Origin of the sequence: Caballeronia sp. LjRoot31, from assembly GCF_964253885.1 — a bacterium.
GTDB lineage: Bacteria > Pseudomonadota > Gammaproteobacteria > Burkholderiales > Burkholderiaceae > Caballeronia.
Genome location: NZ_CAXURX020000001.1, coordinates 308,891 through 333,961, shown reverse-complemented (window position 1 = coordinate 333,961; position 25,071 = coordinate 308,891). Strand labels below are relative to the sequence as shown.

Annotated in this window: 23 protein-coding genes, 1 tRNA gene and 1 pseudogene; 11 read left to right on the top strand and 14 right to left on the bottom strand. The window is 59.1% G+C overall.

Annotation, left to right across the window (positions count from 1 at the left end):
* Positions 1-59: 59 nt before the first annotated feature.
* The 7 genes from lolB to hisC all read left to right on the top strand — a co-directional run bounded on the left by lolB (position 60) and on the right by hisC (position 5,358).
* Positions 60-632: a lipoprotein insertase outer membrane protein LolB gene (gene lolB / locus ACSQ8V_RS01525; RefSeq protein ID WP_213764816.1), complete on the top strand. Its 573-nt coding sequence runs from the start codon at positions 60-62 to the stop codon at positions 630-632.
* 16 nt (positions 633-648) lie between these two features.
* Positions 649-1,569, top strand: a complete 921-nt coding sequence (ispE, locus tag ACSQ8V_RS01520; protein WP_436204678.1) for a 4-(cytidine 5'-diphospho)-2-C-methyl-D-erythritol kinase — start codon at positions 649-651, stop codon at positions 1,567-1,569.
* A 55-nt stretch (positions 1,570-1,624) separates the two neighbouring features.
* Positions 1,625-1,701: transfer RNA gene (locus ACSQ8V_RS01515), tRNA-Gln, on the top strand.
* A gap of 48 nt (positions 1,702-1,749) precedes the next feature.
* On the top strand, positions 1,750-2,703 hold the full coding sequence (locus ACSQ8V_RS01510) for a ribose-phosphate pyrophosphokinase (RefSeq protein WP_213764781.1): 954 nt from the start codon (positions 1,750-1,752) through the stop codon (positions 2,701-2,703).
* A 156-nt stretch (positions 2,704-2,859) separates the two neighbouring features.
* On the top strand, positions 2,860-3,489 hold the full coding sequence (locus ACSQ8V_RS01505) for a 50S ribosomal protein L25/general stress protein Ctc (protein ID WP_213764780.1): 630 nt from the start codon (positions 2,860-2,862) through the stop codon (positions 3,487-3,489).
* Positions 3,490-3,632: 143 nt separating this feature from the next.
* Positions 3,633-4,241 carry an aminoacyl-tRNA hydrolase gene (pth, locus tag ACSQ8V_RS01500; protein ID WP_213764779.1) on the top strand — a complete coding sequence of 203 codons (609 nt, stop codon included), beginning with the start codon at positions 3,633-3,635 and terminating at the stop codon, positions 4,239-4,241.
* 52 nt (positions 4,242-4,293) lie between these two features.
* Positions 4,294-5,358: a histidinol-phosphate transaminase gene (gene hisC / locus ACSQ8V_RS01495; RefSeq protein ID WP_436204677.1), complete on the top strand. Its 1,065-nt coding sequence runs from the start codon at positions 4,294-4,296 to the stop codon at positions 5,356-5,358.
* 53 nt (positions 5,359-5,411) lie between these two features.
* On the opposite strand, the gene ACSQ8V_RS01490 is transcribed toward hisC, so the two are convergent.
* From ACSQ8V_RS01490 to rsmD, 3 genes are all read right to left on the bottom strand, one after another.
* On the bottom strand, positions 5,412-5,669 hold the full coding sequence (locus ACSQ8V_RS01490; RefSeq protein WP_213764777.1) for a YfhL family 4Fe-4S dicluster ferredoxin: 258 nt from the start codon (positions 5,667-5,669) through the stop codon (positions 5,412-5,414).
* Between the two features lie 90 nt (positions 5,670-5,759).
* Positions 5,760-6,266 (bottom strand): pantetheine-phosphate adenylyltransferase, encoded by a 507-nt coding sequence (gene coaD / locus ACSQ8V_RS01485; RefSeq protein WP_213764776.1) that lies wholly within the window; start codon positions 6,264-6,266, stop codon positions 5,760-5,762.
* Positions 6,267-6,430: 164 nt separating this feature from the next.
* On the bottom strand, positions 6,431-7,120 hold the full coding sequence (gene rsmD, locus ACSQ8V_RS01480; protein ID WP_436204676.1) for a 16S rRNA (guanine(966)-N(2))-methyltransferase RsmD: 690 nt from the start codon (positions 7,118-7,120) through the stop codon (positions 6,431-6,433).
* Between the two features lie 918 nt (positions 7,121-8,038).
* Between rsmD and ftsY the strand changes: the two genes are divergently transcribed.
* Entirely contained in the window at positions 8,039-9,103 is a 1,065-nt protein-coding gene (gene ftsY, locus ACSQ8V_RS01475; RefSeq protein ID WP_436183062.1) for a signal recognition particle-docking protein FtsY, read from the top strand.
* Positions 9,104-9,148: 45 nt separating this feature from the next.
* Here the strand turns inward: ftsY and ACSQ8V_RS01470 are convergent, their stop codons facing one another.
* Genes ACSQ8V_RS01470 through ACSQ8V_RS01460 form a run of 3 tightly spaced genes read right to left on the bottom strand, consistent with a single transcriptional unit; the run spans position 9,149 to position 11,121 of the window.
* On the bottom strand, positions 9,149-9,760 hold the full coding sequence (locus ACSQ8V_RS01470) for a LysE/ArgO family amino acid transporter (RefSeq protein ID WP_213764774.1): 612 nt from the start codon (positions 9,758-9,760) through the stop codon (positions 9,149-9,151).
* Positions 9,757-10,401, bottom strand: a complete 645-nt coding sequence (maiA, locus tag ACSQ8V_RS01465; protein WP_436204675.1) for a maleylacetoacetate isomerase — start codon at positions 10,399-10,401, stop codon at positions 9,757-9,759. The genes ACSQ8V_RS01470 and maiA overlap by 4 nt, the downstream gene beginning before the upstream one ends.
* A 21-nt stretch (positions 10,402-10,422) precedes the next feature.
* Positions 10,423-11,121 carry a fumarylacetoacetate hydrolase family protein gene (locus ACSQ8V_RS01460; RefSeq protein WP_213764772.1) on the bottom strand — a complete coding sequence of 233 codons (699 nt, stop codon included), beginning with the start codon at positions 11,119-11,121 and terminating at the stop codon, positions 10,423-10,425.
* 370 nt (positions 11,122-11,491) lie between these two features.
* Here ACSQ8V_RS01460 and ybiB point away from each other — a divergent pair, with 370 nt between their 5' ends.
* Together ybiB and leuA are read left to right on the top strand one after the other, a co-directional pair.
* Entirely contained in the window at positions 11,492-12,451 is a 960-nt protein-coding gene (gene ybiB / locus ACSQ8V_RS01455) for a DNA-binding protein YbiB (protein WP_436204674.1), read from the top strand.
* Between the two features lie 439 nt (positions 12,452-12,890).
* A complete protein-coding gene (leuA, locus tag ACSQ8V_RS01450; protein WP_436206572.1) occupies positions 12,891-14,549 on the top strand; it encodes a 2-isopropylmalate synthase in 1,659 nt (552 codons plus the stop codon).
* 208 nt (positions 14,550-14,757) lie between these two features.
* Here the strand turns inward: leuA and ACSQ8V_RS01445 are convergent, their stop codons facing one another.
* Together ACSQ8V_RS01445 and ACSQ8V_RS01440 are read right to left on the bottom strand one after the other, a co-directional pair.
* On the bottom strand, positions 14,758-15,153 hold the full coding sequence (locus ACSQ8V_RS01445; protein ID WP_213764770.1) for a nuclear transport factor 2 family protein: 396 nt from the start codon (positions 15,151-15,153) through the stop codon (positions 14,758-14,760).
* Positions 15,154-15,198: 45 nt separating this feature from the next.
* Positions 15,199-15,765: an acyloxyacyl hydrolase gene (locus tag ACSQ8V_RS01440; protein WP_213764769.1), complete on the bottom strand. Its 567-nt coding sequence runs from the start codon at positions 15,763-15,765 to the stop codon at positions 15,199-15,201.
* A 384-nt stretch (positions 15,766-16,149) separates the two neighbouring features.
* On the opposite strand from ACSQ8V_RS01440, the gene rpoH reads away from it, so the two are divergent.
* Positions 16,150-17,085, top strand: a complete 936-nt coding sequence (gene rpoH / locus ACSQ8V_RS01435) for an RNA polymerase sigma factor RpoH (RefSeq protein ID WP_158937166.1) — start codon at positions 16,150-16,152, stop codon at positions 17,083-17,085.
* A 228-nt stretch (positions 17,086-17,313) separates the two neighbouring features.
* Here the strand turns inward: rpoH and cyoD are convergent, their stop codons facing one another.
* The 6 genes and pseudogenes from cyoD to nagE form a co-directional block, all read right to left on the bottom strand.
* Positions 17,314-17,646, bottom strand: coding sequence for a cytochrome o ubiquinol oxidase subunit IV (gene cyoD, locus ACSQ8V_RS01430; protein WP_436204673.1), 333 nt, complete (start codon positions 17,644-17,646; stop codon positions 17,314-17,316).
* On the bottom strand, positions 17,647-18,255 hold the full coding sequence (gene cyoC / locus ACSQ8V_RS01425; protein ID WP_213764767.1) for a cytochrome o ubiquinol oxidase subunit III: 609 nt from the start codon (positions 18,253-18,255) through the stop codon (positions 17,647-17,649).
* Positions 18,256-18,367: 112 nt separating this feature from the next.
* Positions 18,368-20,252, bottom strand: a pseudogene (cyoB, locus tag ACSQ8V_RS01420) (cytochrome o ubiquinol oxidase subunit I); the annotation flags it as partial.
* A 15-nt stretch (positions 20,253-20,267) separates the two neighbouring features.
* Entirely contained in the window at positions 20,268-21,158 is an 891-nt protein-coding gene (gene cyoA, locus ACSQ8V_RS01415) for a ubiquinol oxidase subunit II (RefSeq protein WP_213764766.1), read from the bottom strand.
* Between the two features lie 314 nt (positions 21,159-21,472).
* Complete coding sequence (locus ACSQ8V_RS01410) at positions 21,473-22,855, bottom strand: DUF1996 domain-containing protein (protein WP_213764765.1); 1,383 nt, start codon at positions 22,853-22,855, stop codon at positions 21,473-21,475.
* A 355-nt stretch (positions 22,856-23,210) separates the two neighbouring features.
* The gene (nagE, locus tag ACSQ8V_RS01405; RefSeq protein WP_436204672.1) at positions 23,211-24,977 is read right to left on the bottom strand and encodes an N-acetylglucosamine-specific PTS transporter subunit IIBC; all 1,767 of its coding nucleotides are present in this window, start codon (positions 24,975-24,977) and stop codon (positions 23,211-23,213) included.
* Between the last annotated feature and the right edge of the window lie 94 nt (positions 24,978-25,071).

Genomic DNA, 25,071 nt, shown 5'->3' with positions numbered 1-25,071 from the left:
ACTTGATTGCAACGAATTTCCTGAGCGGTCAGCGCGCGCGTCGCGGCGCGCTGGCGCTGATGGCAGCGGGTGTAGTGGTGGTGTCGGGGTGCGCGATCAAACCGCGCGTGCCGACAACGTCAAATGCAGCAACCGAGGTGACTGCGCAGACCAGTCGCGCTTACCACGGCCGGTTCGCGGTCCAGTACAACGACCAGAACGGCCAGCAGCGCAACGCGTACGGCAACTTCGACTGGCAGGAAACCGGAGACACCGTCACGCTGCAATTGCGTAATCCACTTGGGCAAACGCTGGCTATCGTGACGTCGTCGCCGTCTTCGGCCACGCTCGAACTACCGAATCGCGACCCGCAGACCGCCGATAACGTCTCCCAACTGATGAGCAACACGCTGGGGTTCGCTTTGCCGGTGGAAGGCTTGCGGTACTGGCTGCAGCCCTCGCCTGCGCCCACCTCGCGAGCGCGCACGACCATGGATTCGTCGTCGGAAAATGGCCGTCTGAAGGAAATCAAGCAGGACGGCTGGACCATCGACTACCTGGCCTACGCCGACGCGCCCGCAACCGGCGTGAAACGCCTGAATCTGTCGCGTGCCGAACCGCCGCTCGACATCAAGCTCGTCCTCGACCAGTAACGCTTAGTCCAATCACATGCAGTCATCTTTATCGAGTTCGTCGCGGGGCCCAGCGCGTCCGCTGGCCGATGCATCCCTGCGCGACTGTCTCGCGCCGGCCAAACTCAATCTGTTTTTGCATATCACCGGGCGCCGACCGGACGGTTATCACGCGTTGCAGACGGTGTTCCAGTTGCTCGACTGGGGCGACCGCCTGCACTTCACCCGTCGTGACGACGGCGTGATCGCGCGAAAAACCGATGTCCCTGGCGTGCCGGAAGCGGATGACCTTGTTGTACGTGCCGCGCGTCTGTTGCAGTCGACAACAGGCACCCCCCTTGGCGTAGACATAGAAATTGATAAAATACTGCCCATGGGCGCCGGTCTCGGCGGCGGAAGTTCTGACGCCGCGACTACGCTGCTGGCTCTGAATCGCTTATGGGGCGCGGATTTATCGCGAGAAGCGTTGCAGGATCTGGCGCTGAAACTGGGCGCGGACGTGCCGTTTTTTGTGTTTGGACGGAATGCTTTTGCGGAAGGGGTTGGTGAAACGCTGCAGGTGGTCGATCTACCGAAGCGTTTCTTCCTGGTGGTGACTCCTGCTGTGCATGTTCCAACCGCTGCGATTTTTTCAGAGAAAGGGTTGACGAGGGACTCAAAAGTCCTCACAATTACGGACTTCCTTGCACAACATAGTTCTGACGCAGATTGGCCTGACAGCTTCGGCCGAAATGATATGCAGGCAGTTGTGGTTGAGAAGTACGCGGAAGTAGCCAAGGTGATTGAGTGGTTTTCGAATCTTTCACCTGCGCGAATGACCGGATCTGGAGCGAGCGTGTTTGCCGCTTTTCGTAGCAAAGCCGAAGCTGAGATGGCGCAAGCCAAACTCCCGGCAAGCTGGAAAAGCAAAGTGACCGAAAGTCTGGATTCGCATCCTCTCTTCACTTTCGCGTCGTAAAGTTTCGTTTTGACGGGTTTGTCCTACACTACCCGGCAAAACTCAAAGTTAGTGTAGGGGAGTCGCCAAGTTGGTTAAGGCACTGGATTTTGATTCCAGCATGCGAAGGTTCGAATCCTTCTTCCCCTGCCATAATTTCTCGCGTTTTTCCTCTCGCCCCAGCCAAGAAACAGGTGCACGATGAGCAGTGACGGCCTGATGGTATTCACTGGCAACGCGAATCCCGCGCTTGCACAGGAAGTCGTCAAAATCCTTGGAATCCCGCTTGGCAAGGCAATGGTTAGCCGTTTTTCCGACGGCGAGATCATGGTCGAGATCCAGGAAAACGTGCGCGGTAAAGACGTGTTCGTGTTGCAGTCCACCTGCGCACCGACCAACGACACGCTCATGGAACTCATGATCATGGTCGATGCGCTCAAGCGCGCATCCGCTGGCCGGATCACTGCAGCCATCCCGTACTTCGGTTATGCCCGTCAGGATCGCCGGCCACGTTCGGCTCGCGTCGCCATCTCGGCGAAAGTCGTGGCGAACATGCTGGAAATCGCGGGTGTGGATCGTGTCATTACCATGGACCTCCACGCCGACCAGATTCAAGGTTTCTTCGACATCCCGGTCGACAACATCTACGCCACCCCCGTGCTGCTCGGCGATCTGCGCAAGCAGAACTACGAGAACCTGCTGGTGGTGTCGCCGGATGTGGGCGGTGTGATCCGCGCCCGGGCATTAGCGAAGCAACTGAACACCGATCTCGCGATCATCGACAAGCGTCGCCCGAAGGCGAATGTTGCTGAAGTGATGAACATCATCGGTGAAGTGGAAGGCCGCACGTGCGTGATCATGGACGACATGGTCGACACCGCCGGCACGCTCTGCAAGGCAGCACAGGTTTTGAAGGAACGCGGCGCGACGAAAGTGTTCGCGTATGCCACGCATCCCGTTTTGTCCGGTGGCGCAGGCGAGCGGATCGCGGCGTCGGAACTCGACGAACTCGTCGTTACCGACACCATCCCCCTCTCCGAGGAAGCACGTGCCTGTACCAAGGTTCGTATTCTGTCGAGCGCGGGATTGCTGGCCGAGACGTTCTCGCGTATCCGTCGCGGCGACTCGGTGATGTCGCTGTTCGCGGAAGGTTAAAAAGTATTTGCGGTTTAGCGGGGGGTCAAAGCTCTGCTGAACCGCGTAATCGGTTCAGGCGAACGAAGGCTTGAATCGCTGCTCTGGGGCTGAACGCGAACACGCGGACAGCCCCGTTTTCACTGCCTGGTCGCGGGCAGATTATGGAGTTGAATCATGAAAGTAGTCGCTTTTGAGCGCAATCTGCAAGGTACGGGTGCGAGCCGCCGCCTGCGTAACTCGGGCAAGACCCCGGGCATCGTATATGGCGCGAACGCTGAAGCTCAGGCTGTTGAGCTCGATCACAACGCCCTTTGGCACGCGTTGAAGAAAGAAGTGTTCCATTCGTCGATTCTCGATCTGGAAATCGCTGGCAAGTCGCAACAGGTTCTGCTGCGCGACGTGCAATACCATCCGTTCAAGCAAATGGTTCTGCACGTTGACTTCCAACGTGTCGATTCAACGAAGAAGCTGCACACCAAGGTACCGGTGCACTTCTTGAATCAAGAAACGAATCCGGCTGTGAAGATCGGTGGCGCGGTGATCTCGCACGTTCTGAATGAAATCGAAATCGAATGTCTCCCGGCCGATCTGCCGGAATTCGTCGAACTCGATCTGGCGAAGATTGAAGCCGGTCACACGCTGCACGTGAAGGACATCGTTTTGCCGAAGGGCGTGGCGCTGGTCGCTCACCTCGACGCAGAAAACCCGGTGATCGCTTCGGCGACCATCCCGGCTGCAGTCGTGTCCGACGAAGCTGCTTCGGGCGCTGCCGCTCCGAGCGAAGGCGCCAAGCCGGCTGCATAAGTCTGGCTAAAGCCTGTCCGCTTGAGTCCGCTCTGGGTCTGCCCACAAGAGCGGACGAAGTGACCCGCCGTTGCTCTGCTCCGGCGGGTTTTTTTTGGCCTTTTTCTGGTGCGGCTGACGTTGCTACGCCGCCAAGATTGAACATGATCAAACTGATCGTCGGGCTCGGCAATCCGGGCGCCGAATACACCGCGACCCGCCACAACGCCGGCTTCTGGTTCGTCGATCAACTGGCGCGCGACGCCGGTGCGTCGCTACGTGACGAGCGCCGGTTTCACGGTCACTACGGCCGTGGCCGGCTCAATGGCCAGGAAATTCATCTGCTCGAGCCGCAGACCTTCATGAACCGGTCAGGACAATCGGTCGTGGCCGTGGCGCAGTTCTTCAAGATTTTGCCCGACGAGATCCTGGTCGCGCACGATGAACTCGATCTGCCGCCCGGTACGGTGAAGCTGAAGCTTGGCGGCGGCAGCGGCGGGCACAATGGCCTGAAGGACATTTCCGCGCATTTGTCGGTGCAACACTATTGGCGGTTGAGGATCGGCATCGGGCATCCGCGTGATCTTATTCCCGAAGCCTCGCGGGCCGGTGCGAAACCGGATGTAGCGAATTTTGTGCTGAAACCGCCGCGTCGTGAAGAACAGGACGTGATCGATGCATCGATAGAACGCGCCCTCGCCGTCATGCCGTTCGCGATCAACGGCGAGATGGAGCGCGCGATGATGAATCTGCATCGCAACGCGCAGCCGTAAACCCGCAGCATCCCGTCCCGTGCGGACATCAGGGACAATTAAGGAGCGAATCTTGAGCCGTTTCTGGAGCGATATCGTCAATAAGCTGACGCCGTATGTGCCGGGCGAACAACCCGCGCTCGCACGTCCCGTGAAGCTCAACACGAACGAGAATCCCTATCCGCCCTCACCGCGCGTCGTCGATGCAATCCGTCGCGAACTCGGCGAGGACGGCGACTCGCTCCGCAAATATCCCGATCCGACAGCGCATGCGTTGCGCGCGGCTATCGCGCAGCATCACGGCTTGCGTGAGAGCCAGGTATTTGTCGGCAATGGCTCGGACGAAGTTCTCGCTCACACGTTCCAGGCGCTGCTCAAGCACGACAAGCCGATCCGTTTTCCCGATATCACGTACAGCTTTTATCCCGTGTATGCGCAGTTATATGGCGTAGCGGTAGACGTTGTGCCGCTCAACGCGGATTTTAGTATCGATGTGGACGACTATCGCGCGCCCAACGGCGGCGTGCTGCTGCCCAATCCGAACGCACCGACGGGCCGCTCGTTGCCGCTCGCCGAGATCAAGGTGCTGCTCGCGGCGAATCCGGATTCGGTTGTGGTAATCGACGAGGCGTATGTGGATTTCGGCGCGGAATCGGCCGTGGCGCTTATCGATGAAAATCCGAATTTGCTGGTCGTGCAGACGTTGTCCAAGGCACGTTCACTGGCGGGCATGCGGGTGGGATTTGCGCTCGGACACGAAGCGTTGATCGAGGCGCTGACACGCGTGAAGGACAGCTTCAATTCCTATCCGCTCGACCGGCTGGCGCAAGCCGCGGCAATTGCGGCGGTTGAAGACGACGACTGGTTTCGCGAAACCTGCGCGAAAGTGATCGCCAGCCGGGAGCGGTTGACGGTCGACTTGCAGGCGTTGGGATTCGATGTGGTGCCGTCTGCTGCGAACTTCGTATTCGCGCGCCATCCGGAACACGATGCCGCCACACTGGCCGCGCGCTTGAAAGAGAAAGAGATTTTCGTGCGGCATTTCAAGCTGCCGCGAATCGATCAGCATCTGCGGATTACTGTCGGCACCGATGCCGACTGCGACGCATTGCTGGCAGCGCTGCGGGCATTGCTCTGAGGCCGCGCGCGTAAAGGGTGCTTGGTGCTTGGCGCTTGATGCTTGACGTTAAATCAAGCGCCCTTCGCTTTCATCAACCCGTGATATTTCGTCATCAACTGGATGGCGTTTTCCTCATGTGCCGGATCGCGTGGAATGCAATCGACCGGGCACACTTGCTGGCATTGCGGTTCGTCGTAGTGGCCGACGCATTCGGTGCACTTGTTCGGGTCGATCACGTAGATATCGATACCCATCGAGATGGCGTCGTTCGGGCACTCGGGCTCGCACACGTCGCAGTTGATGCACTCGTCGGTAATGAACAGGGCCATGCTTTACTCTCTTCGCCCGGCATTTCAGCCGGCTTTTGCAGTGCCCGCGCGACTCTAATGGGAGCGCGCGTTAGTGAACGCCTGAAACGCTCACGGCACCGATGACGGGTCTGGCGCAATCGGACCAACCTTGTCCTGCAAGCGCTTTTCCACCGAGGGAAAAACGAACTTGCTGACGTCGCCGCCGAGTTGCGCGATCTCGCGCACGATCGTGCCCGAGATGAATTGATATTGATCCGATGGCGTCATGAACATCGTCTCGACGTCGGGCAGCAGATAACGGTTCATGCCCGCCATCTGGAATTCGTATTCGAAGTCGGAGACGGCACGCAGGCCCCGCACGATCACACGCGCGTTGTTCTTGCGCACAAAATCCTTCAATAGCCCCTTGAAGCTCATCACCTGCACGTTCGGATAATGGCCCAGCACATCATGTGCAATATCCAGCCGTTCCGCCAAACTGAAAAACGGCTTCTTGTTCCGGCTATCTGCGACTCCGACCACCAGCGTATCGAAAATACTCGATGCACGTCGCACGAGGTCTTCGTGACCGCGCGTGAGCGGGTCGAACGTTCCGGGATAAACGGCTACAACCATGGGGCATCTCCTCTTCTGATACTTCTTCTGGTATGTCTTTCGCTACAGATTGGGCCGCCGCTGGTATCGACAAGACCCAAAAATTTCTCCGATTGCCCGCTACGTGCATCACGCCCCGTCCGCAGTCGGCCGGGCGTCGCCTGGCCAGCATTTGGGAACGCGCATTATTCCTCATTTTCGCGCCGCAGCAAATGATAGCGGACCGCACCAGCCTTGCCTTCGCGGGTAATCGCCCATCCGGACAACGCCGGCGTTTGCGCAGGATCGACCGGTTCGCCCGATTCGATGTACAGCGCGCCGCCCGGCGACACCAGCGGCACAGCCAGTTCAATGGCGCGCTGGAGCATGGCGGTATCGCCGAAAGGGGGATCGAGGAACACGACATCGAAGGAATTCGCCGCGAGGCCCCCGGCAAGACGCAGCGCATCCGCTTCCACGATTTCGATGTTTTTCGCGGCCAGGCGCGTCTGGTTCGCCTTCAGTTGCGCTACTGCGCGGCCGCTGCGTTCCACCATGAGCACGCGTAGCGCGCCGCGCGACGCCGCTTCGAAGCCCAATGCGCCGCTGCCGGCGAAGAGATCGAGGCAACGTTTGCCGTCGAGCGACTGGCCCAGCCAGTTGAACAGCGTCTCGCGGACCCGGTCGGGTGTCGGACGCAGGCCGTCCAAACTCAGAACGGGTAGCGGCGTGCGCTTCCATTCGCCACCAATGATTCGGATGGAATTTGCCTTGCCGCCGCGCGATGGCGCCGCTTCGCGGACTTTCGGAGCGCGTTCGGCGGTGCGTTCGGCGTTGCGTTCGCGATTTCGCTCGGGATTTCGCTCTAATGCGCGGGTGATCGATGAACGGGACATGGACGTGCGTGGGGCGTAGATAGAGGCGGCGGGATGATCCGCGCGGCTTGGGTGAGAACGTGATCGGATTGCAACAATTCGCTTGTCGCCGATGCGGGCACGTTACCACAGCCCCGCCGCTCCCGATGCAGGGGTTCGCCGTCGGGCCGGACACTACATCGGTGCCGGCTGATAAAATACGCGTCTTTCGCCCTTTTTGCGCACACGCCCGGCTCTTCCCGCTGTTTTCGGCGGTCTTTCGCGGCACGGCAGCCATCGTCACCTTTGCGTTTGTGCGTTGTTTGCGTTTTTGCGCTCGTTCGACGCAGGAACGCGGTTGCGACGGCATCGATAAAACGCGCCACCCCACCACTGCAGACCATGTTCAGCTTTTTCAAACGATTAATAGGCAAACCGACCGACGCCGATACCGATACGCCAGCGGAAAACGAAGCCGAGGACGTTGCCGAGGCGCGTTCCGAGGGCGCTGCAGGGCTCCGGCACGCGAGTACGCCTGTGACGCCGGCGCAGCCGGTGGAAATCGCACGGGAAGGCGCTGCGGCAGCGGATCGGGCTTCGGAAACGCAACTACGCGGAACGGGATTGGGTGCCGGTGCGCCAGGGACGCCGGATGCGCCTGCGAGCGGGACGAAGGGCACGGCTGAAACCGGGTCATTCGGCGTGTCTGTGGAATCGCGTGACCGGTCCGCGCGTCCGGCTGCCCCGGGCGAATTGGGTTCGGCATCGGGTTCAGCTTCAGCTTCATCGGCGGATTCGGCTCAGAGCGCGCCTCACGCCTCGGAGTCTCCGATCGATAACGGAGCGCCCGCAGGCACGGCAGCGTCTTCTGTGTCGACCGCTACGACTCCGGTTACGCCAGCGCAACCGGCCACGGTTGGCCAGCCGACGCGGACGGAAGCCCCCGGTGCGGCGACGCCGCTGCCGCAGACCCCGCCTGCGAGCGCAACGCCCCAACCGCCAAGCCCTGCCGCAACCGCCACACCAGAAGCCAAGCCGTACTGGCAAGGCCGCACGGCATCGCAATGGAAGGCGCCGGCAGAAGCCGTCGAGATCGTGCCGCCGCCGGAGCCGGAACCCAACGCAAAGCGTTCATGGCTCACGCGCCTGAAAACGGGCCTGTCGAAGACCAGTTCGGGCCTGACGGGGATTTTCATCGGCGCGAAGATCGATGAGGATTTGTATGAGGAACTCGAAACGGCGTTGCTGATGTCAGATGCCGGTGTCGATGCCACCGAATATCTGCTTGAAGCGTTGCGTGAAAAGGTGCGCAGCGAACGGCTCACTGATTCGATGCAGGTCAAGGCCGCGCTGCGCTCGTTGCTCGCCGACCTGCTGCGGCCGCTCGAGAAGTCCTTGATGCTCGGTCGCGCCCAACCGCTCGTGATGATGATCGCCGGCGTGAACGGCGCGGGCAAGACCACGAGCATTGGCAAGCTGGCCAAGCATTTGCAGCGCTTCGATCAGACCGTGCTGCTCGCCGCCGGCGACACCTTCCGTGCTGCCGCGCGCGAACAGCTCACGGTTTGGGGGGAACGCAACAACGTGACGGTGGTATCGCAGGAGAGCGGGGACGCGGCCGCTGTGATCTTCGATGCGGTCGGCGCCGCGCGTGCCCGCAAGATCGACGTGATGATGGCCGACACGGCGGGCCGCCTGCCCACGCAACTCCACCTGATGGAAGAACTGCGCAAGGTGAAGCGCGTGATTGCCAAGGCACAGCCCGATGCCCCACACGAGGTGTTGCTGGTCATCGATGCAAACACGGGCCAGAACGCGCTCGCCCAAGTGAAGTCTTTCGACGATGCACTGGGCTTGACGGGTTTGATCGTGACCAAGCTGGATGGCACGGCGAAGGGCGGCATTCTCGCGGCAATCGCGCGGCAACGGCCGATTCCGGTGTACTTCATTGGCGTGGGCGAGAAAGTCGAGGACTTGCAGCCCTTCAGCGCCGACGAATTTGCGGACGCTTTGCTCGGAAGTTAAACCGGCGCCGCGGCCTGGCGTTCAGCCAGACCGCGGTCGCGCGTGCTACCGGGACACGATCAACGCCCCGGCAATCCACCACATCACAATCCCCACGATCACATCGAGCACTCTCCACGAGATATCTTTCTCGAACAGAGGCTGGAGCAAGCGCGCACCGAACCCGAGCACGGTGAACCAGATGATCGACGAACACATTGCCCCTGCCGCAAACCACGCGTTTCCCGGCCAGCCGTACCGGGCGCCAATGCCGCCGAGCAGCACGACGGTATCGAGATAAACGTGCGGATTCAGCAGCGATAAAGCGAGCACTGTTGTTATCGCTTTTAACGCCGTCTGCGATTCGCCGTTCTCCGCGTGCAAATGTCCCGGCCCCTTCCACGCCGCGTGAAAAGCCCGCAGACCGTAGAGAAACAGGAACACCGCTCCCGCCCATCGAATCACCCCAAGCAGCACCGGCGCTCGCTCAATGAGCGCCCCCATCCCGCCAATACCCAACCCGATGAGCAATACGTCGATCAGCGCGCAGATAAAAACGACCCAGCCCACGTGCCGCCGTTTCAAGCCTTGCCGCAACACAAAAGCGTTTTGAGCACCAATCGCGATAATCAGACTTGCGCCAAGCCCGGCGCCGGATAAAAAAACAGCAGTCGTCATTCGGCGTCCGGTTGCTGTCCGGGCGCAGCACGCGCGAATGCATCGATTTGCGCAGCGTGATCGGCGATACGTTCGATCGTCGGATAACGGCTCATATCGATATTAAAACGCCGCGCGTTGTACACCTGCGGCACGAGGCACAGATCCGCGAGCGTGGGGGTATCGCCGAAACACAGCTTGCCCACGCGCGAGTCGTTCGCGAGCCGCTTTTCGAGCGACTCGAAACCCGATTCGAGCCAATGCTGGTACCACGCGTCTTTCGCTTCATCGGCGACCTTCAGCGTGTGCTTCAGATACTTGAGCACGCGCAGGTTGTCGACGGGATGAATTTCGCACGCAATCTGAAGCGCAACCGAACGAATGAACGCTCGATCCAGCGGCGTACCCGGCAATACCGTAGGCTCGGGATGCGTCTCTTCCAGATATTCGATGATCGCGAGCGACTGCGTGAGCACGTTGTCACCGTCGATAAACGTCGGCACGATGCCGTCCGGATTCAGCTCGCGATAGTCCGGCTTCAGTTGTTGCCCGCCGTCGCGCAGAAGATGGATCGGCGCGTACTCATAGGCGAGCCCTTTGAGATTCAGCGCGATACGCACGCGATACGCCGCCGAGCTACGAAAATAGCTGTATAGCTTCATGGGTCCCCTCCGTTTTTATAGTCAGACCACGCGCACGGAGAACTCTCCGATTCCTTCGACACCGCCCTTCATCAGGTCGCCCTTCTGAATGGCGCCGACGCCTTCAGGCGTGCCGGTGAAAATCAGGTCACCGGGGAACAATTCGAATAGCGTCGACAGATACGCGATCGTGTCACCGACCGACCAGATCAGTTGCGAGATGTCCGATCGCTGCTTCTCTTCGCCATTGACGGTGAGCCAGATCGCGCTTTTTTCCAGATGCCCGACCTTCGCGACTGGATGGATCGGACCCAGCGGCGCCGAATGATCGAAGCCCTTCCCCGTGTCCCACGGACGGCCCAGCTTCTTCGCTTCGGCTTGCAGATCGCGACGCGTCATGTCGAGACCGAGCGCGTAGCCGTAGACGTAATCGAGTGCCTTCTCAGCGGGAATGTCTTTGCCTTGCTTGCCGATTGCCGCCACGAGTTCCATCTCGAAGTGGACGTTCTTCGACTGCGACGGATACGGGAATTCGCCGGTTGCACCGGGCGCGACGTACAGCACGGCGTCGGCGGGCTTGGCGAAGAAAAACGGTGGTTCACGATCGGGGTCGTGGCCCATCTCGCGCGCGTGCGCCTCGTAGTTCCGGCCGACACAATAAATCCGGCGAACGGGAAACTGGTCGCTGGAACCGACAACTGGCACCGCGACCGCGGGTGCCGGAGCGAATACGTGACTCATTGCGTTTTCTCCTGTTTGATGAAGCATCGACCTGGACCTCAAGTTTAACGTGCGCCGTTACGCATCGCGATTCGGCTGAACGGCCTATGCGCCCCAGGGCATCGCGTGGCAAAGCACACAGGAGCACGCCCCACGGTCTGCGATTCCCATGGGCGGTCCTAAGTCCATAAGCCCATAAGCCCACGACCCTCGAACAAATGAGCAGGCAAGCGCCCCGAAAACCATCCGCCGAGCCGCCCCGCGACTTGCAAGCCCGGCTCAAATGCGGTACTGAATGTGATTCCTGCATTTCCGTAATTGCAGCGGCCGAGTCTGCACAAGGCGATGCGATTGAACACCTCTTGCGCAAACCGGCCGCTCTAACCAATCAATGACCGACAAAGCCCCTTTCCCGTGCGCCCGTTTCATCAAGGAAATCGGCCGCGGGCCAAACGGCGCGCGAGCGCTGACCCGTGAGGACACGTACGCCCTATACGAAGCGATGCTCGATAACCGCGTCTCCGATCTCGAACTCGGCGCCGTGTTGCTTGCGTATCGGGTGAAAGGCGAGACGGCCGCAGAACTGGCCGCGATGCTGGCGGCCGCGCATCGCTCGTTCGAACCGTTGCATATCCAGAACGGCCGCGACCACGCGCGCCCCGTCTCCATCCCCACCTATAACGGCGCGCGCAAGCAGCCGAACCTGACCCCGCTGCTGGCGTTGCTGCTCGCACGGGAAGGTGTGCCGGTGCTCGTGCATGGCGTGACAACTGACCCTGGCCGCGTAACGAGCGCGGCGATTTTCGCCGAGCTGGGCATTCCGGAATCCACATCCCACGATGAAATCGAGGACAACCTCGCCTCGCGCCGGCTGGCGTTCGCGCCGATCGCCGTGCTCGCGCCCAAGCTCGCGCGCCTGCTTGCGATCCGGCGGATCATGGGTGTGAGAAATTCCACCCATACGCTGGTCAAGATCCTGCAACCGTTCGCACAGCCCGGTTTGCGGCTGGTGAACTACACCCATCCGGAGTATCGCGAGAGCCTGACGGGACTGTTCACCGAGCATCCCGATGCAGCCGCCGGCGGCGCCCTGCTCGCACGCGGGACAGAGGGCGAGGCGGTAGCAGACACGCGCCGGCAGGTGCAGGTGGACTGGTTCCACGACGGCCACACAGAAACGCTGATATCGGCGGAGCGCTCCTCGCCGGACGCGCCCGTGGTGGCGTTGCCCGAGGCTCTCGATGCGGCGACCACGGCCCGCTGGATCGAAACCGTGCTGCGCGGTGAAGCCCCTATTCCGCCCGCGCTCGCGCGTCAGGCGGAGTTGATTGCGGACATTGTGAGGCGGTAGGGCATTCTTCAGTCGAGAACCGTTTCGGTTGACAACGGCGCACGCGGTGCGCTAATGTAAAGAAATGAGCTTTACCCAATTCCCCTCCCTTCGAATTACTCAGGGTCGCCTAGCGCGGCCCCTATCGCTACGTCTAGCGTAAGTCGCTAAACGTGGCGCCGCGCGTCCCTCGCGCGGTCCCGCCCGCAGTTTCGTAGCTCCCTTTTCACCACCCGTAGTCGTCTGCTTTCGTCCGTTCATCCACGGCACGAAAACGCGAGGATCACATGCACGCTGCTTTTGCATCGTTCACGTTCGTCACCGGCGTCACCCACGCCATGGGACATCGCGAACCTGACCAGCACGCATCGGAACGATGCCGGCAAGCCGCCGGCCACGCATCCGCCTCGCAACGACTGCGCTTTCACGCGTACAACGCGTTCAGCCGAGGCCCACGATGATGATGCGCAACCCTTCCGAGAAATATCGTCCTTTTCCGCAGGTCAACCTCAACGGCCGCCGATGGCCCACCCGCACGATCGAGCGCGCGCCCATCTGGATGAGCACCGATCTGCGTGACGGCAACCAGGCACTGATCGACCCGATGAGCATTGACGCCAAGCTCGAATTCTTCGAGATGCTGGTGGCGGTAGGTTTCAAGGAAATCGAAGTGGGCTTTCCGTCGGCATCGCAGACGGATTTCGACTTCGTGCGCAAGCTGATCGTCGAAAATCGCATTCCCGCCGATGTCACCATTGAAGTGCTCGTGCAGTCGCGCCGCGAACTGATCGAGCGGACTTTTGAAGCAGTGGAAGGCGCGCCCCGGGTGATCGTGCACCTGTACAACGCGATCTCACCGTCGTTTCGCAAGATCGTCTTCGGGCAGTCCAAGGACGAGACCAAGGCGCTTGCCGTGGAAGGCACGCGCATGATCAAGGAGTGCGCGGCCGCGCGCCCCGATACACACTGGATCTATCAGTATTCGCCGGAAACGTTCAGCATGACCGAGCTTTCGTTTTCCCGCGAAGTCTGCGACGCCGTCGCGCAAATGTGGCGTCCCACGCCCGACCACAAGATGATCGTGAATTTGCCGGCCACCGTGGAAGCGGCCATGCCGAACGTGTTCGCCGATCAGATCGAGTGGATGGATCGCAACATGAGTTTCCGCGACAGTATCGTGCTCTCCGTGCATCCGCATAACGATCGCGGCACGGCGGTCGCCGCCGCGGAACTCGCGATCCTTGCCGGTGCGGATCGTGTGGAAGGCTGCCTCTTTGGCAACGGCGAGCGCACGGGCAACGTGGATATCGTCACGCTTGCGATGAATTTGTACACGCAGGGTATCGACCCGGGTCTGGATTTTTCGGATATCGACGGCGTGCGCCGCGTGGTCGAGCGCTGCAACCAGATTCCGGTGCATCCGCGTCATCCGTATGCCGGCGATCTCGTGTTCACGGCCTTTTCCGGCTCGCATCAGGATGCCATCCGCAAGGGTTTTGCACAGCGAGAAGCGGACACGGTGTGGGACGTGCCGTATCTTCCCATCGACCCAGCCGATCTCGGCCGCAGCTACGACGCCGTGATCCGCGTGAACAGCCAGTCGGGCAAAGGCGGCGCGACGTATCTTCTCGAACGCGGACTGGGTTTCACGCCGCCGCGTCGCGTGCAGATCGAATTCAGCCACGCCGTCCAGAAAGTCGCCGACGCTTCCGGCGCGGAAGTCTCCGGCGAAGCCATTTGCGCGTTGTTCAAGCGCGAATACTTCGACGCACAAGGGCCGGCGTCGCGGGCAGATGCCTCGACCCTGCACTTCGATGGACGCCACGTGAAGCTGCCTGTATCTGCGGTGGCTGACGAAGCGCACGTGCAGGCCGTCGCTGCGGCAGTAGCCAGCGTGGCGGGTATCGCGATCGAGGTGACATCGTTTGAAACCGCCGCGACGGCGAAGGGCGAGACGGCGGTGTTCATCGGCTGCCGGATCGGCGATCAACCGATGCGATTTGGCGTCGCGGTGCATGCGAACGCGGTTCAGGCAGCCACCAACGCCATTGTCAGCGCGGTAAATCGCGCGCGCTGGGCCGGACGCAAGGAAGTGGAAAGCGAAGCGGTAGCGGCGTGAAGGAACGCGGCTTTTACAGCAAGGAGTAGTGAGTAGGAAGTGACGCGCGATGATGTGGCCGGGTACCGCTTCCCAGCCACCGCGCAGCAGAAGTTTGCGAAGCAGGCGATAAAACACGACAACCGGTATCGACATGACGGCCGACGCTCACAAGGCGCCGCCCCGCCGGCCGAACCGCGACGCCCCACCGAACGGCGTCGAACCGGTGCTAATCCAGCGCCGCACGTGTTGCCTGCATCGCGAGCAACTGCCATTGCCCATCGACCTGAATGTGGATGGCCGTGTACGCGATCGGGAACAACAAGGCGCCGTTCTTCGACTCCATCTCGAGCAGCGCGCGCCCAAACACGATCCATGTGTCCCGGCCGCCCGGCATTACGTCCTGCGACTGGATCTCGATCTGCCGATAGCGCCGGCGCCCCGCCGTGATCGCGTCGATAAACTGACGCTTCGTCTCGCGCTTGCCATTGGTGTGCACGTAGCTGGCGTTCTCCGCCAGCAGCGCGTCCAGCAATTCGCCGTCACCGTCGACCATTGCACGGAAACGGTCGCGCTCGAGTTCACGGATTGCCTCGACGGGGGTATCGATGGGTTGTGCCGGCATCTTCGATTCCTTTCGCGCTAGAGGAACCGATGGACGCGGTCCTCGTCAGAAGTTGTATTGCAAATATATCTCGCTGAAATTTATACCAGGATTCGGGTGTTCGAAACCGGCGTTGGATAAATGCTGAAATCGCAAGCCTGCCTGATAGTTCTGATGCGCGCCAAATTGAGCGCCCACGCCCACCATGTCGGCAAACTGAAAGGATGAGGAAAAGGTCCGCGTCTCGGTTTCGCGAACGTGCGACAAGAGGCGTACGCCTACGCCAGCTTCAACATAGGGCCGAATCCATCCCGAACTCTTGATGAACCGGAATACCGGCGTGAAACCGAATTCCCAGATGCCCGGATGCGATGCCTGGCTTTCCCGAATATCCCAGTAGGCCACGTGCGCTTCGCCCACAACGGTGAAGTGGAAACCGCCGATTTGCCACCACGTCCAGTTGGGATCCCAGACGCCGCCGACATCGGCCTTCCGGACGTCGTGGTCGGCAACCCCGCCGGCGATCTGCAAGCCGAACTGATCGGCGTGGGCAGTGGCCGAAGCCAGGACCAGCGCACCGAACAAGGCACCGTAGAAAGAGCGCTTTTGCCAGACACTTTTGTTCTTCTGCATGAATACTCCGGAGCTGGATTCTCACAAAACAGGCTCGCCGCTAACGCAGCAAGTCGCCATTTTAGAGACGGTCTCAAAAAAGTGCTCAGAAGAGTTCTGCTGAATGAGGAAAACACGGAATTAAGTTTCGTCGAATCCCGATTGCCGGGTAAATCATGCGAAATCTTGCAAATTTCTTTCGGTAAGTTTGACAACGAAAGCGTTTCGCGGCGTGCAACAGTGCGGGAAAGCACTTATTGGCTATTGGAGCAGAGATTCTAATAGCGTATGGGAACTTGGACACACAAGGCCCCTCTAATCCTTAGCACTCGAAATAGCAGAGTGCTAATATCCTGCTAGACCCGGTTTTTCATCGGGTTTTTTGTTGATAAGGAGCATACAAGCGTGACCAATGCGATGACCCTCCCGAATACTGGACACTCGGCGCCGGCCAAGGCCGCTTCGGCAGGTGCGCTGACGTTTGCGCAGTCGTCCATGTTGACCGGCCAGATCGGCAACATCGACGCCTACATTTCGGCTGTCAACCGGATTCCGATGCTAACGCCGTCGGAAGAACGTCAGTACGCCACCGAATTCCGTGACAACGACAACCTGGACGCGGCGCGTCAGCTCGTGCTGTCGCATCTGCGCCTGGTGGTATCGATTGCCCGCAATTACCTGGGATACGGCCTTCCCCACGCCGACCTGATTCAGGAAGGCAATATCGGCTTGATGAAGGCTGTGAAGCGCTTCGATCCGCAACAAAACGTGCGGCTGGTGTCGTATGCCATGCACTGGATCAAGGCCGAGATTCACGAGTACATCCTGCGCAACTGGCGCACGGTGAAAGTGGCGACCACGAAGGCGCAGCGCAAGCTGTTTTTCAACCTTCGCAGCCACAAGACGGGGCACAACGCGTTCACGCCAGACGAGGTTGATAGTCTGGCGAAAGAGCTGAATGTGAAGCGCGAAGAAGTCTCGGAAATGGAAACGCGTCTTTCCGGCGGCGACATTGCGCTGGAAGGTCAGATCGACGACGGCGAAGAATCGTATGCGCCTATCGCGTATCTGGCCGACTCGCACAATGAGCCAACCAACGTGCTTGCATCGCGTCAGTTCGACAAGCTGCAAAGCGAGGGGTTGTCGACCGCGCTCGAATCGCTCGACGAACGCAGCCGCCGGATCGTTCAGGCGCGCTGGCTCGAAGTGGAAGACGACGGCTCGGGCGGCAAGACGCTGCATGAACTCGCCGACGAGTTCGGGGTATCGGCGGAACGGATTCGCCAGATCGAAGCCAGCGCAATGAAGAAAATGCGCACGGCGCTGCACGAGTACGCTTGACCGTTTAGCGCAGGAGTTTCGCCGCTTGAGTTTTTTAGCGGTGCGTGAACGGGCGAATGAGCATTGCGTGGAGAAGACTTGAAAGCCCGCCGTCGAAAGACGGCGGGCTTTTCTTTGTCTGCTCGATTTGCGTGTGTCCGGAGCGCCCGACACCTACCAATAAAAAGCGGCGCCAGAGGTTTCCCCATGGCGCCGCTCAGCGTCCAGCCAGCAGACCGTCTACAACCTCTAGCGCGACATCATGTGCGCACCGACGTTATGGAGTACCCACAATGTCCCGCCAATCAGGATCACCGCCACCAGCACGGCGAATCCGAGCGAGAGCAGATTCCATCGCTGCGATGAAGACGTGTTCATATGCAGGAAAAACACCAGATGCACGAGGATTTGAATGAACGCGAGCACCGCGATGGCGATGATCGATTCTGTCGGCCCCAACGCCTGTTGCATGACCAGTCCAAAAGCCGCAGCCGTCAGCACGACCGACAGGACGAAGCCAATGACATACGAGCGCACGCTGCCGTGGCCCGCGCCGGTATCGATTGAATGTGCGTTTGACATTTATACGACGCTCGTCAGATAAACAAAGGTAAAGACGCAAATCCACACGATGTCCAGAAAGTGCCAGAAAAGGCTGAGACACGTGAGGCGCGTCAGATCGCGCTGGGTAACTTTCTTGTTGCCGATTACCTGCACCGCCAGGACCGCCATCCAGATCAGGCCGACCGTTACGTGCAAGCCGTGCGTCGCGACCAGCGTGAAGAACGCCGACAAAAACGCACTGCGATCAGGTCCGTAACCCTGCGAGATCAGCAAGCCGAACTCGTGGATTTCCATGCAGATAAACACAACGCCCAGCACGAACGTCACGCCGAGCCACGCCAGCAGCGCGGTCGACTTGCCCTTGTGAGCGGCCAGCATGCCAAAGCCGAACGTGATACTGCTCAGCAACAGGATGGCGGTTTCCAGCATGACGCCGGGAAGCTCGAACACGTCCTTGCCGGACGGGCCGTCGGCGAACTGATGACCCAAGACAGCGAACACTGCGAATAACGACGCAAAAATAATGCAGTCGGTCATCAGGTACACCCAGAACCCCAGCACGGTATTCGACGCGCCGTGGTCATCGTGCGATCCGGGCAAATCGAGTGGGATGGTTTTTTGCAGCATTACAGTGCCTCCTGCAGGTCCAGCGTCCGCGCTGGCGTCAGCGTCGGCGTGCCGTCCATACCGGCGATGGTTTCAGCCGAAATGGTGTAGTCGATGTCGTTGTCATAGCTACGAAGGATCAGCGTGACGACCACGCCCAGAAGCCCCGCGATTGCGAGCCACCAGATGTGCCAGACCATCGCAAAACCCACAGCCAGGCTAAACAAGCCAACAAACAGACCCGCGCTTGTGTTGCGCGGCATGTGGATGTCGCGATAATCCTCAATAGCGTGGCGTGTGCGGCCGCGTTCCTTCACGTGTGCGAACGCGTCGAGTTCATGGACCACCGGCACGACCGCGAAGTTATAGACGGGCGGCGGCGAACTGGTCGCCCATTCGAGCGTGCGGCCGTTCCACGGGTCGCCGGTGACATCTTTGTACGCGGGCGAGTTCCGCTTCACGACGCTGACGACAACCTGAGCGATCTGGAACACTACGCCCACGAGGATGATCAGCGCACCAATCAACGCAACGATCATGTACGGCTGCCACCCTGGCGTGTCGTAGTGGTTCATGCGGCGCGTCGCGCCCATGAAACCGAGCACGTACAGCGGCATGAACGCGGTCCAGAAGCCGACGAACCAGCACCAGAACGCGCACTTGCCGAGCGTTTCGTTCAGCTTGAAACCGAACGCCTTCGGGAACCAGTACGTGAAGCCGGCAAGATACCCGAACACCACGCCGCCGATAATCGCGTTATGGAAGTGAGCAATCAGGAACAGGCTGTTATGCAGCACAAAGTCAGCGCCCGGCACGGCCAGCAGCACGCCCGTCATTCCGCCGACGGTGAACGTGATCATGAAGCCGAGCGTCCACAGCACGGGCGACGACAATTCCAGCCGGCCCTTATAGATGGTGAACAGCCAGTTGAAGATCTTCACGCCGGTCGGAATGGCAATGATCATGGTCATGATCCCGAAAAACGCATTCACGTTCGCGCCGGAACCCATGGTGAAGAAGTGATGCAGCCAGACGAGCAGCGACAACACCATGATCGAGCACGTGGCGTAGACCATGGTCTTGTAGCCGAACAACGGCTTTTTCGCGAACGTAGCCACGACTTCCGAGTAGATGCCGAACGCCGGCAGCACCAGGATGTACACCTCCGGATGTCCCCACGCCCAGATCAGGTTCAAATACAGCATGGCGTTGCCGCCGGCTTCGTTCGTGAAGAAATGCATGCCGAGGTAACGGTCGAGCGCCAGCAACGCGAGCGTTGCGGTCAGGATCGGGAACGTGGCGAGAATCAGCACGTTCGAGCACAACGACGTCCAGGTGAACACCGGCATCTTCATGAGCGTCATGCCCGGCGCGCGCATCTTGATGATGGTCACGAAGAAGTTGACGCCGGTGAGCAACGTCCCTATGCCGGATATCTGCAAACTCCATAAGTAGTAGTCGACACCCACCCCAGGACTGAATTGCAGCTCCGACAATGGCGGATAAGCGAGCCAGCCGGTTTGCGCGAAGTCCCCGATCACCAGCGAGATATTGATCAGGATGGCGGCAAGCGCGGTCATCCAGAAACTAAGCGAGTTGATGAACGGGAACGCGACATCGCGTGCGCCAATTTGCAGCGGCACGACAATGTTCATCAGGCCGATCATGAACGCCATGGCCATGAAGAAAATCATGATGACGCCGTGCGCCGTGAAGATCTGGTTGTAATGCTCGGGCGGCAAAAATCCCGGCCCGTTAGACGCGAGCGCGAGTTGCGTGCGCATCATGAGCGCATCGACAAAACCACGCAGCAGCATTAATACCGCCACCACGATATACATCACGCCAATCTTCTTGTGATCAACCGACGTCAGCCATTCACTCCACAGATAGCCCCACTTCTTGAACCACGTCAGCCCGACCACCACGCTCAGCACAATGAGCGCCATGAACGCTGCCGCGCCCATGATGATCGGCTGATCGAACGGTATGTCCGCTAGCGTTAATTTTCCCAACAGATTTCCAAACATGGCTTACCCCTTCGTGCGGCAGATCGGGTCGGGTATGTTGCGAGCATGCCCGTTGTTATATTTCGCGACGATGCTCTGAAACAGATTTGCGTCGACCTTGGAGAAGTACTGGACCGGATGCTTTTCGGTCGGCAAGGCAACGGCTGCATAGTTCACGCCGTCGAGCTGACTCGGCGATGCCTTGACCTTCGAGACCCAGGCCGCAAACTCCTCTGGCGTAGTTGCCACGGCCCGGAATTTCATGTCCGAAAAGCCTTGACCACTGAAATTCGCAGAGATGCCCGCGTAATCGCCCGCTTCGTCGGCGATTAAATGCAGTTTGGTCTGCATGCCCGCCATTGCATAAATCTGGCCGCCCAATTGCGGGATGAAAAACGAGTTCATCACCGAATCCGACGTAATCTTGAAGTTCACCGGCGTACCTACCGGAAACTCGATTCTGTTAACCGACGCAATACCCAGATCCGGATAAATGAATAACCATTTCCAGTCGAGCGCAACAACTTCGACATTAATTGGCTGGACCTCTGACACGATTGGCTGATAAGGATCGAGCGCATGTGTGCTCTTGTACGTCAAAATACCCAGATACAAAATGATCAGACTCGGGACGAGCCAGATCACCACTTCAATCTTGGTAGAGTGAGCCCATTTCGGCAAATACTCAGCCGATGTATTTGATTGCCGATACTTCCACGCAAACAGCAGCGTCAGGAAGATCACTGGCACCACCACGATCAGCATGGCGTAGGTGGACGTAAGAATAAGATTCTTCTCAGCCAGTCCGATGCTGCCTTTAGGATCGAGAAGATCCATCTGACCACAGCCCGACAGAAGAAGAGCAGGGAAAATTGCTAATCGCTTGCAAAACCCCGACCCGGATTTTTGTTTCATACCTTGCCCGATTTCAACGTTTTTGAGATATTACGTTAGACTTTTAATCAGCCTCGGGGAGAAGGGTAGCGCGACTTCAAGGGTCCACTTAATCCAATTTTTTCGAAAAATATTTTGTGTTTATTCGATGCGTCTTATTGCCGCATATTAATTGTAAAAGATTTATGGAGTTTTTACGGGAATTATCGAGATAACTAAATTAGTGGCGGAAATTATGAATAAGGGGATACGTTACTGATCACCCGTAGAACGTGGTTCGAGCCTGGATCATGCCCGAACCACCTATCATTTGATGCAGAATAACGAATATTCTTTCACTTCAGGTAAAGTCCCGGCGCCCATGACCCTTCGCGTGAAGAAAACTGGAAGGTGACCTTCGTGGTATTTCGGATACAGAGTCCGATCTCCTTCGCTCCAGCTTGTTTTTGCGCCGCGATATACGCGCTGATGTCAGTAGTCCGCACCTGCTGCACGTTGTCCGCATAGAACCGGCCAATGGAGCCAGTCGTTCCGCATGCCGACGCCTTGGGTAAATTAGCCGCGTCGTCCCAGTCAGTCGAGGCGGCATACACGTAAAGGGAAACTGCACTGGTATCGGTGATATTGCCGCCGAGAGTCTGGAGGAAAGAGCCGACATACGGGTAGTCGTCCAGGTTTTCCGGCATCGGAAATTTGATCAGGATAACGTCGCCCGGCGCTGAGACCAACGTTGCGCCCGTCGGACGAACGGCGCCGTTGCCGTCCAACTGGACGTTTGCCGCGGCCGCAGAGTAATAGACAGGAATGCTCTTGTCGCAGGACCCACCGGGAACACCGCCCGAATCACCGCCCTTGTTCATGCACGTATCGACCAGGTATTGCATAGTCTGTACGTGCCATGCATTGATAAAGTCGCCATGTGCGGTGTACATGCTTCCCCACTGCGGCACCCACGTGCCATTCTGCAACACTGGGTCGAGCGATAACTGCGCGGTGGACAAATCCGGATCGCTCCCGAGGTCATACGCAACATTCATTTGCAACTCCGGAATCTTGACCGGATAAGCACTGGGACATGTGCCGTCGGAGTTCCGATACGCCACGTTGAGCTGGCCCTTTGCCGCTTTCATGAGGCTGCTCATCAGGTTCGCCCGGTTGCTTCCGAAGGGCGTCAGAGTCTTGCCATCCCAGCAATCTGGGAAATGCACCGAGATATTGAGTTGTGAAGGCGGGGAATTGCTGCTGATAGGAGGGCAGCTTTTCGGCATGGTGGTTGTGTAACTCCCGCTGCCGGCGCACAAGAAGTTGATGTGCGAGTTCGGAGCGGTCCCCATGTGATCTCCGGCCAGCATCTGCAATCCGGGCGGAATCGCCTGAACAGCAACCACCGCCTGGTCATTCTTGTAGTAGGTCTTCTGATACATCGGAGAGATGACACCCGATGCTCGTTTCAATTGCGGCGTCCAGTATGCCGAACGATCCGCAGCCGAATCGCACGTGATGACCTTATTATTGTTCAATGAATCGTAGGTACTGTAAGCGTCTGCGTTTGCGTTACCGAAAAAGTCATGCACCATCGCTTCTCCCGGCTTTCCAGGGTAAACAATGGGATCGTCCGGCAACGTATGAGAGTAAGCGCATTGCGTGTTGAACTGGTTAGCGTGAGCAGCCCCGGCGACAAACATCAGCAAGGTCCAGATGACAAGTTTTACTTTCATGAACGACTCCTGAGAAGGAAACGTAAACGTAGATGGAATCAGTTTCTCGATACGATTTAATTACTTAGTATTGTTAATCAATTTGCAATGACGAAGCCGATAACCAAACTTTCTGGAGGGCAGTTCCCTTACGTGGAAGAAACGAACGCGGGAAATGCTTTCCGGAACTATTTATTTAGTTTTACTTATTTATACAGCAACAAATAATAGACCCGGATCATGACTTTCGCCATGCCGGGTCGTCAGGTAAACCAAAGGAATTTGAAACTTGCGAGCCCATCTGCATCAATGGGTTCACTTTGTCAGCGGTTGGGCCCTTGAAGGCCCAACCGCCAACGTCTTGCTACGGCGCGAGTTATGCCGGCAGCGGCGCCGCGCCACCGCCAGAAGAAAGACGCTTCGCCATGGTGTCCGCGTAACGTTGCGCGGCATTGCCCACGACAATGTGGAACGTATCTGCCGACACCCAGGCTACGTCGAGCGCCGACAAACGCTGACGATCCACCGACGACGGATCGCGCACCACCACGCGCAGCCGCGTTGCAGCAACAGCATCAAGCGAAGCGACATTGGTCGCACCACCGAACACCGCAAGCCAGCGCACTGGATCGGGGTCCAGCGGACCTTGCTCGCCCGGAGCGACCGCAGCCAAAGGAGCAGCGGCAGGCTTGGACGAAGCCGGCGTTGCACCGCGCGGGGATGAACGTTCGAGTTCGGTGCGGATTTCATCGGAGATGAGATCAGCTTCCGGTCCGATGATGACCTGCACGCTCGTCGCGCCGCGCTTCAACACGCCGCGTGCGCCAATCGACTTCAATTCCGGTTCCGAAACCTTCGCCGAATCCACGACCGAAAGACGCAGACGGGTCGTGCAGGCATCGACGAGCGTCAGGTTCGACGCACCGCCCAAAGCCGCGATGTAGCGTACTGCGCGCGGCACGGTAGCACCGGCTGTCGGGGAAACAAAGCCCGTGTTGTCGTACGATTCGACTTCTGCGTCGGTCGTAGCAGGCTCACGGCCCGGCGTTGCCATGTTGAATTTGCGGATAAAGAAGCGGAACAGTCCGTAATAGACCACGGCGTAGACAATGCCCACCGGAATCGCCAGCCAGCCGCGCTGCGAAAGACCGTAGTTCAGCACATAGTCGATGGCACCGGCCGAGAACGTGAAGCCAAGGTGAATGCCCAACGCGGAACAAATAGCCAGCGACAAGCCCGTCAGCACCGCGTGGATCGCGTACAGCGCCGGTGCGAGGAACATGAAGGTGTATTCGATCGGCTCGGTCACGCCCGTCAGGAACGCGGTCAGGGCCATCGAGAAGAGCAAGCCGCCGACCATTGCGCGACGTTCCTTCGGTGCTTCATGGAACATGGCCAGGCACGCTGCCGGCAAGCCGAACATCATGACCGGGAAGAAACCCGTCATGAAGCCGCCTGCCGTTTTATCGCCGGCAAAGAAACGATGCAAATCGCCCGTCACCGCCGCGCCGCCGCCCGGGGGCGTGTACGAACCGAACACGAACCATGCAAGCGAGTTGATGATGTGGTGCAGACCCGTCACCAGCAGGATCCGGTTCAGCACGCCGAACACGAACACGCCCAGCGCGCCTGCGCCCGTCAGCCAGCCGCCGGCTGCATCGATAGCCGCCTGGATTGGAGCCCAGACATAGCCAAGTACGATGCCGAGCACCAGACAGGTCACCCCCGTGACAATCGGCACGAAGCGTTTCCCTCCGAAGAACGCGAGGTACTCAGGGAGCTTGATGTCTTTATAGCGGTTATAGAGATACCCGGCCACGCAACCCGCAAGAATCCCCGACAGCACGCCCATGTTGAGCTTGTCGTTGATGTCCTTCATCACCGCGATTTCGATCAGGTAACCGATCGCACCCGCCAGACCGGCCGTACCGTTATTGTCCTTCGCAAAACCGACTGCCACGCCGATGGCGAACAAGAGTGGCAGGTTAGTAAAGATGGTGTCGCCAGCATCGGCGATCATCTTGATGTTGAAGACATCCGGCTGGCCGAGGCGCAATAGCAGCCCGGCCACCGGTAGCACGGCAATCGGCAGCATCAGCGCGCGGCCGAGACGCTGCATTCTTGCAAACAGGTTAGCGTCCATCAGGTTCTCCAGAGATAAGTGTCTTGTCGTTGATCGTGTTGGTACAACATGTTGTCGATCGAAGCTTTTTTTACTAATAAACGCGATAAACGCG

Coding starts and splice junctions, on each gene's coding strand:
- lolB (WP_213764816.1), top strand. CDS start 60: ATGGCAGCGGGTGTAGTGGTGGTGTCGGGGTGCGCGATCAAACCGCGC.
- ispE (WP_436204678.1), top strand. CDS start 649: ATGCAGTCATCTTTATCGAGTTCGTCGCGGGGCCCAGCGCGTCCGCTG.
- ACSQ8V_RS01510 (WP_213764781.1), top strand. CDS start 1,750: ATGAGCAGTGACGGCCTGATGGTATTCACTGGCAACGCGAATCCCGCG.
- ACSQ8V_RS01505 (WP_213764780.1), top strand. CDS start 2,860: ATGAAAGTAGTCGCTTTTGAGCGCAATCTGCAAGGTACGGGTGCGAGC.
- pth (WP_213764779.1), top strand. CDS start 3,633: ATGATCAAACTGATCGTCGGGCTCGGCAATCCGGGCGCCGAATACACC.
- ACSQ8V_RS01490 (WP_213764777.1), bottom strand. CDS start 5,669: ATGGCCCTGTTCATTACCGACGAGTGCATCAACTGCGACGTGTGCGAG.
- coaD (WP_213764776.1), bottom strand. CDS start 6,266: ATGGTTGTAGCCGTTTATCCCGGAACGTTCGACCCGCTCACGCGCGGT.
- rsmD (WP_436204676.1), bottom strand. CDS start 7,120: ATGTCCCGTTCATCGATCACCCGCGCATTAGAGCGAAATCCCGAGCGA.
- ACSQ8V_RS01470 (WP_213764774.1), bottom strand. CDS start 9,760: ATGACGACTGCTGTTTTTTTATCCGGCGCCGGGCTTGGCGCAAGTCTG.
- maiA (WP_436204675.1), bottom strand. CDS start 10,401: ATGAAGCTATACAGCTATTTTCGTAGCTCGGCGGCGTATCGCGTGCGT.
- ACSQ8V_RS01460 (WP_213764772.1), bottom strand. CDS start 11,121: ATGAGTCACGTATTCGCTCCGGCACCCGCGGTCGCGGTGCCAGTTGTC.
- ybiB (WP_436204674.1), top strand. CDS start 11,492: ATGACCGACAAAGCCCCTTTCCCGTGCGCCCGTTTCATCAAGGAAATC.
- leuA (WP_436206572.1), top strand. CDS start 12,891: ATGATGCGCAACCCTTCCGAGAAATATCGTCCTTTTCCGCAGGTCAAC.
- ACSQ8V_RS01445 (WP_213764770.1), bottom strand. CDS start 15,153: ATGCCGGCACAACCCATCGATACCCCCGTCGAGGCAATCCGTGAACTC.
- ACSQ8V_RS01440 (WP_213764769.1), bottom strand. CDS start 15,765: ATGCAGAAGAACAAAAGTGTCTGGCAAAAGCGCTCTTTCTACGGTGCC.
- cyoD (WP_436204673.1), bottom strand. CDS start 17,646: ATGTCAAACGCACATTCAATCGATACCGGCGCGGGCCACGGCAGCGTG.
- cyoC (WP_213764767.1), bottom strand. CDS start 18,255: ATGCTGCAAAAAACCATCCCACTCGATTTGCCCGGATCGCACGATGAC.
- cyoA (WP_213764766.1), bottom strand. CDS start 21,158: ATGAAACAAAAATCCGGGTCGGGGTTTTGCAAGCGATTAGCAATTTTC.
- ACSQ8V_RS01410 (WP_213764765.1), bottom strand. CDS start 22,855: ATGAAAGTAAAACTTGTCATCTGGACCTTGCTGATGTTTGTCGCCGGG.
- nagE (WP_436204672.1), bottom strand. CDS start 24,977: ATGGACGCTAACCTGTTTGCAAGAATGCAGCGTCTCGGCCGCGCGCTG.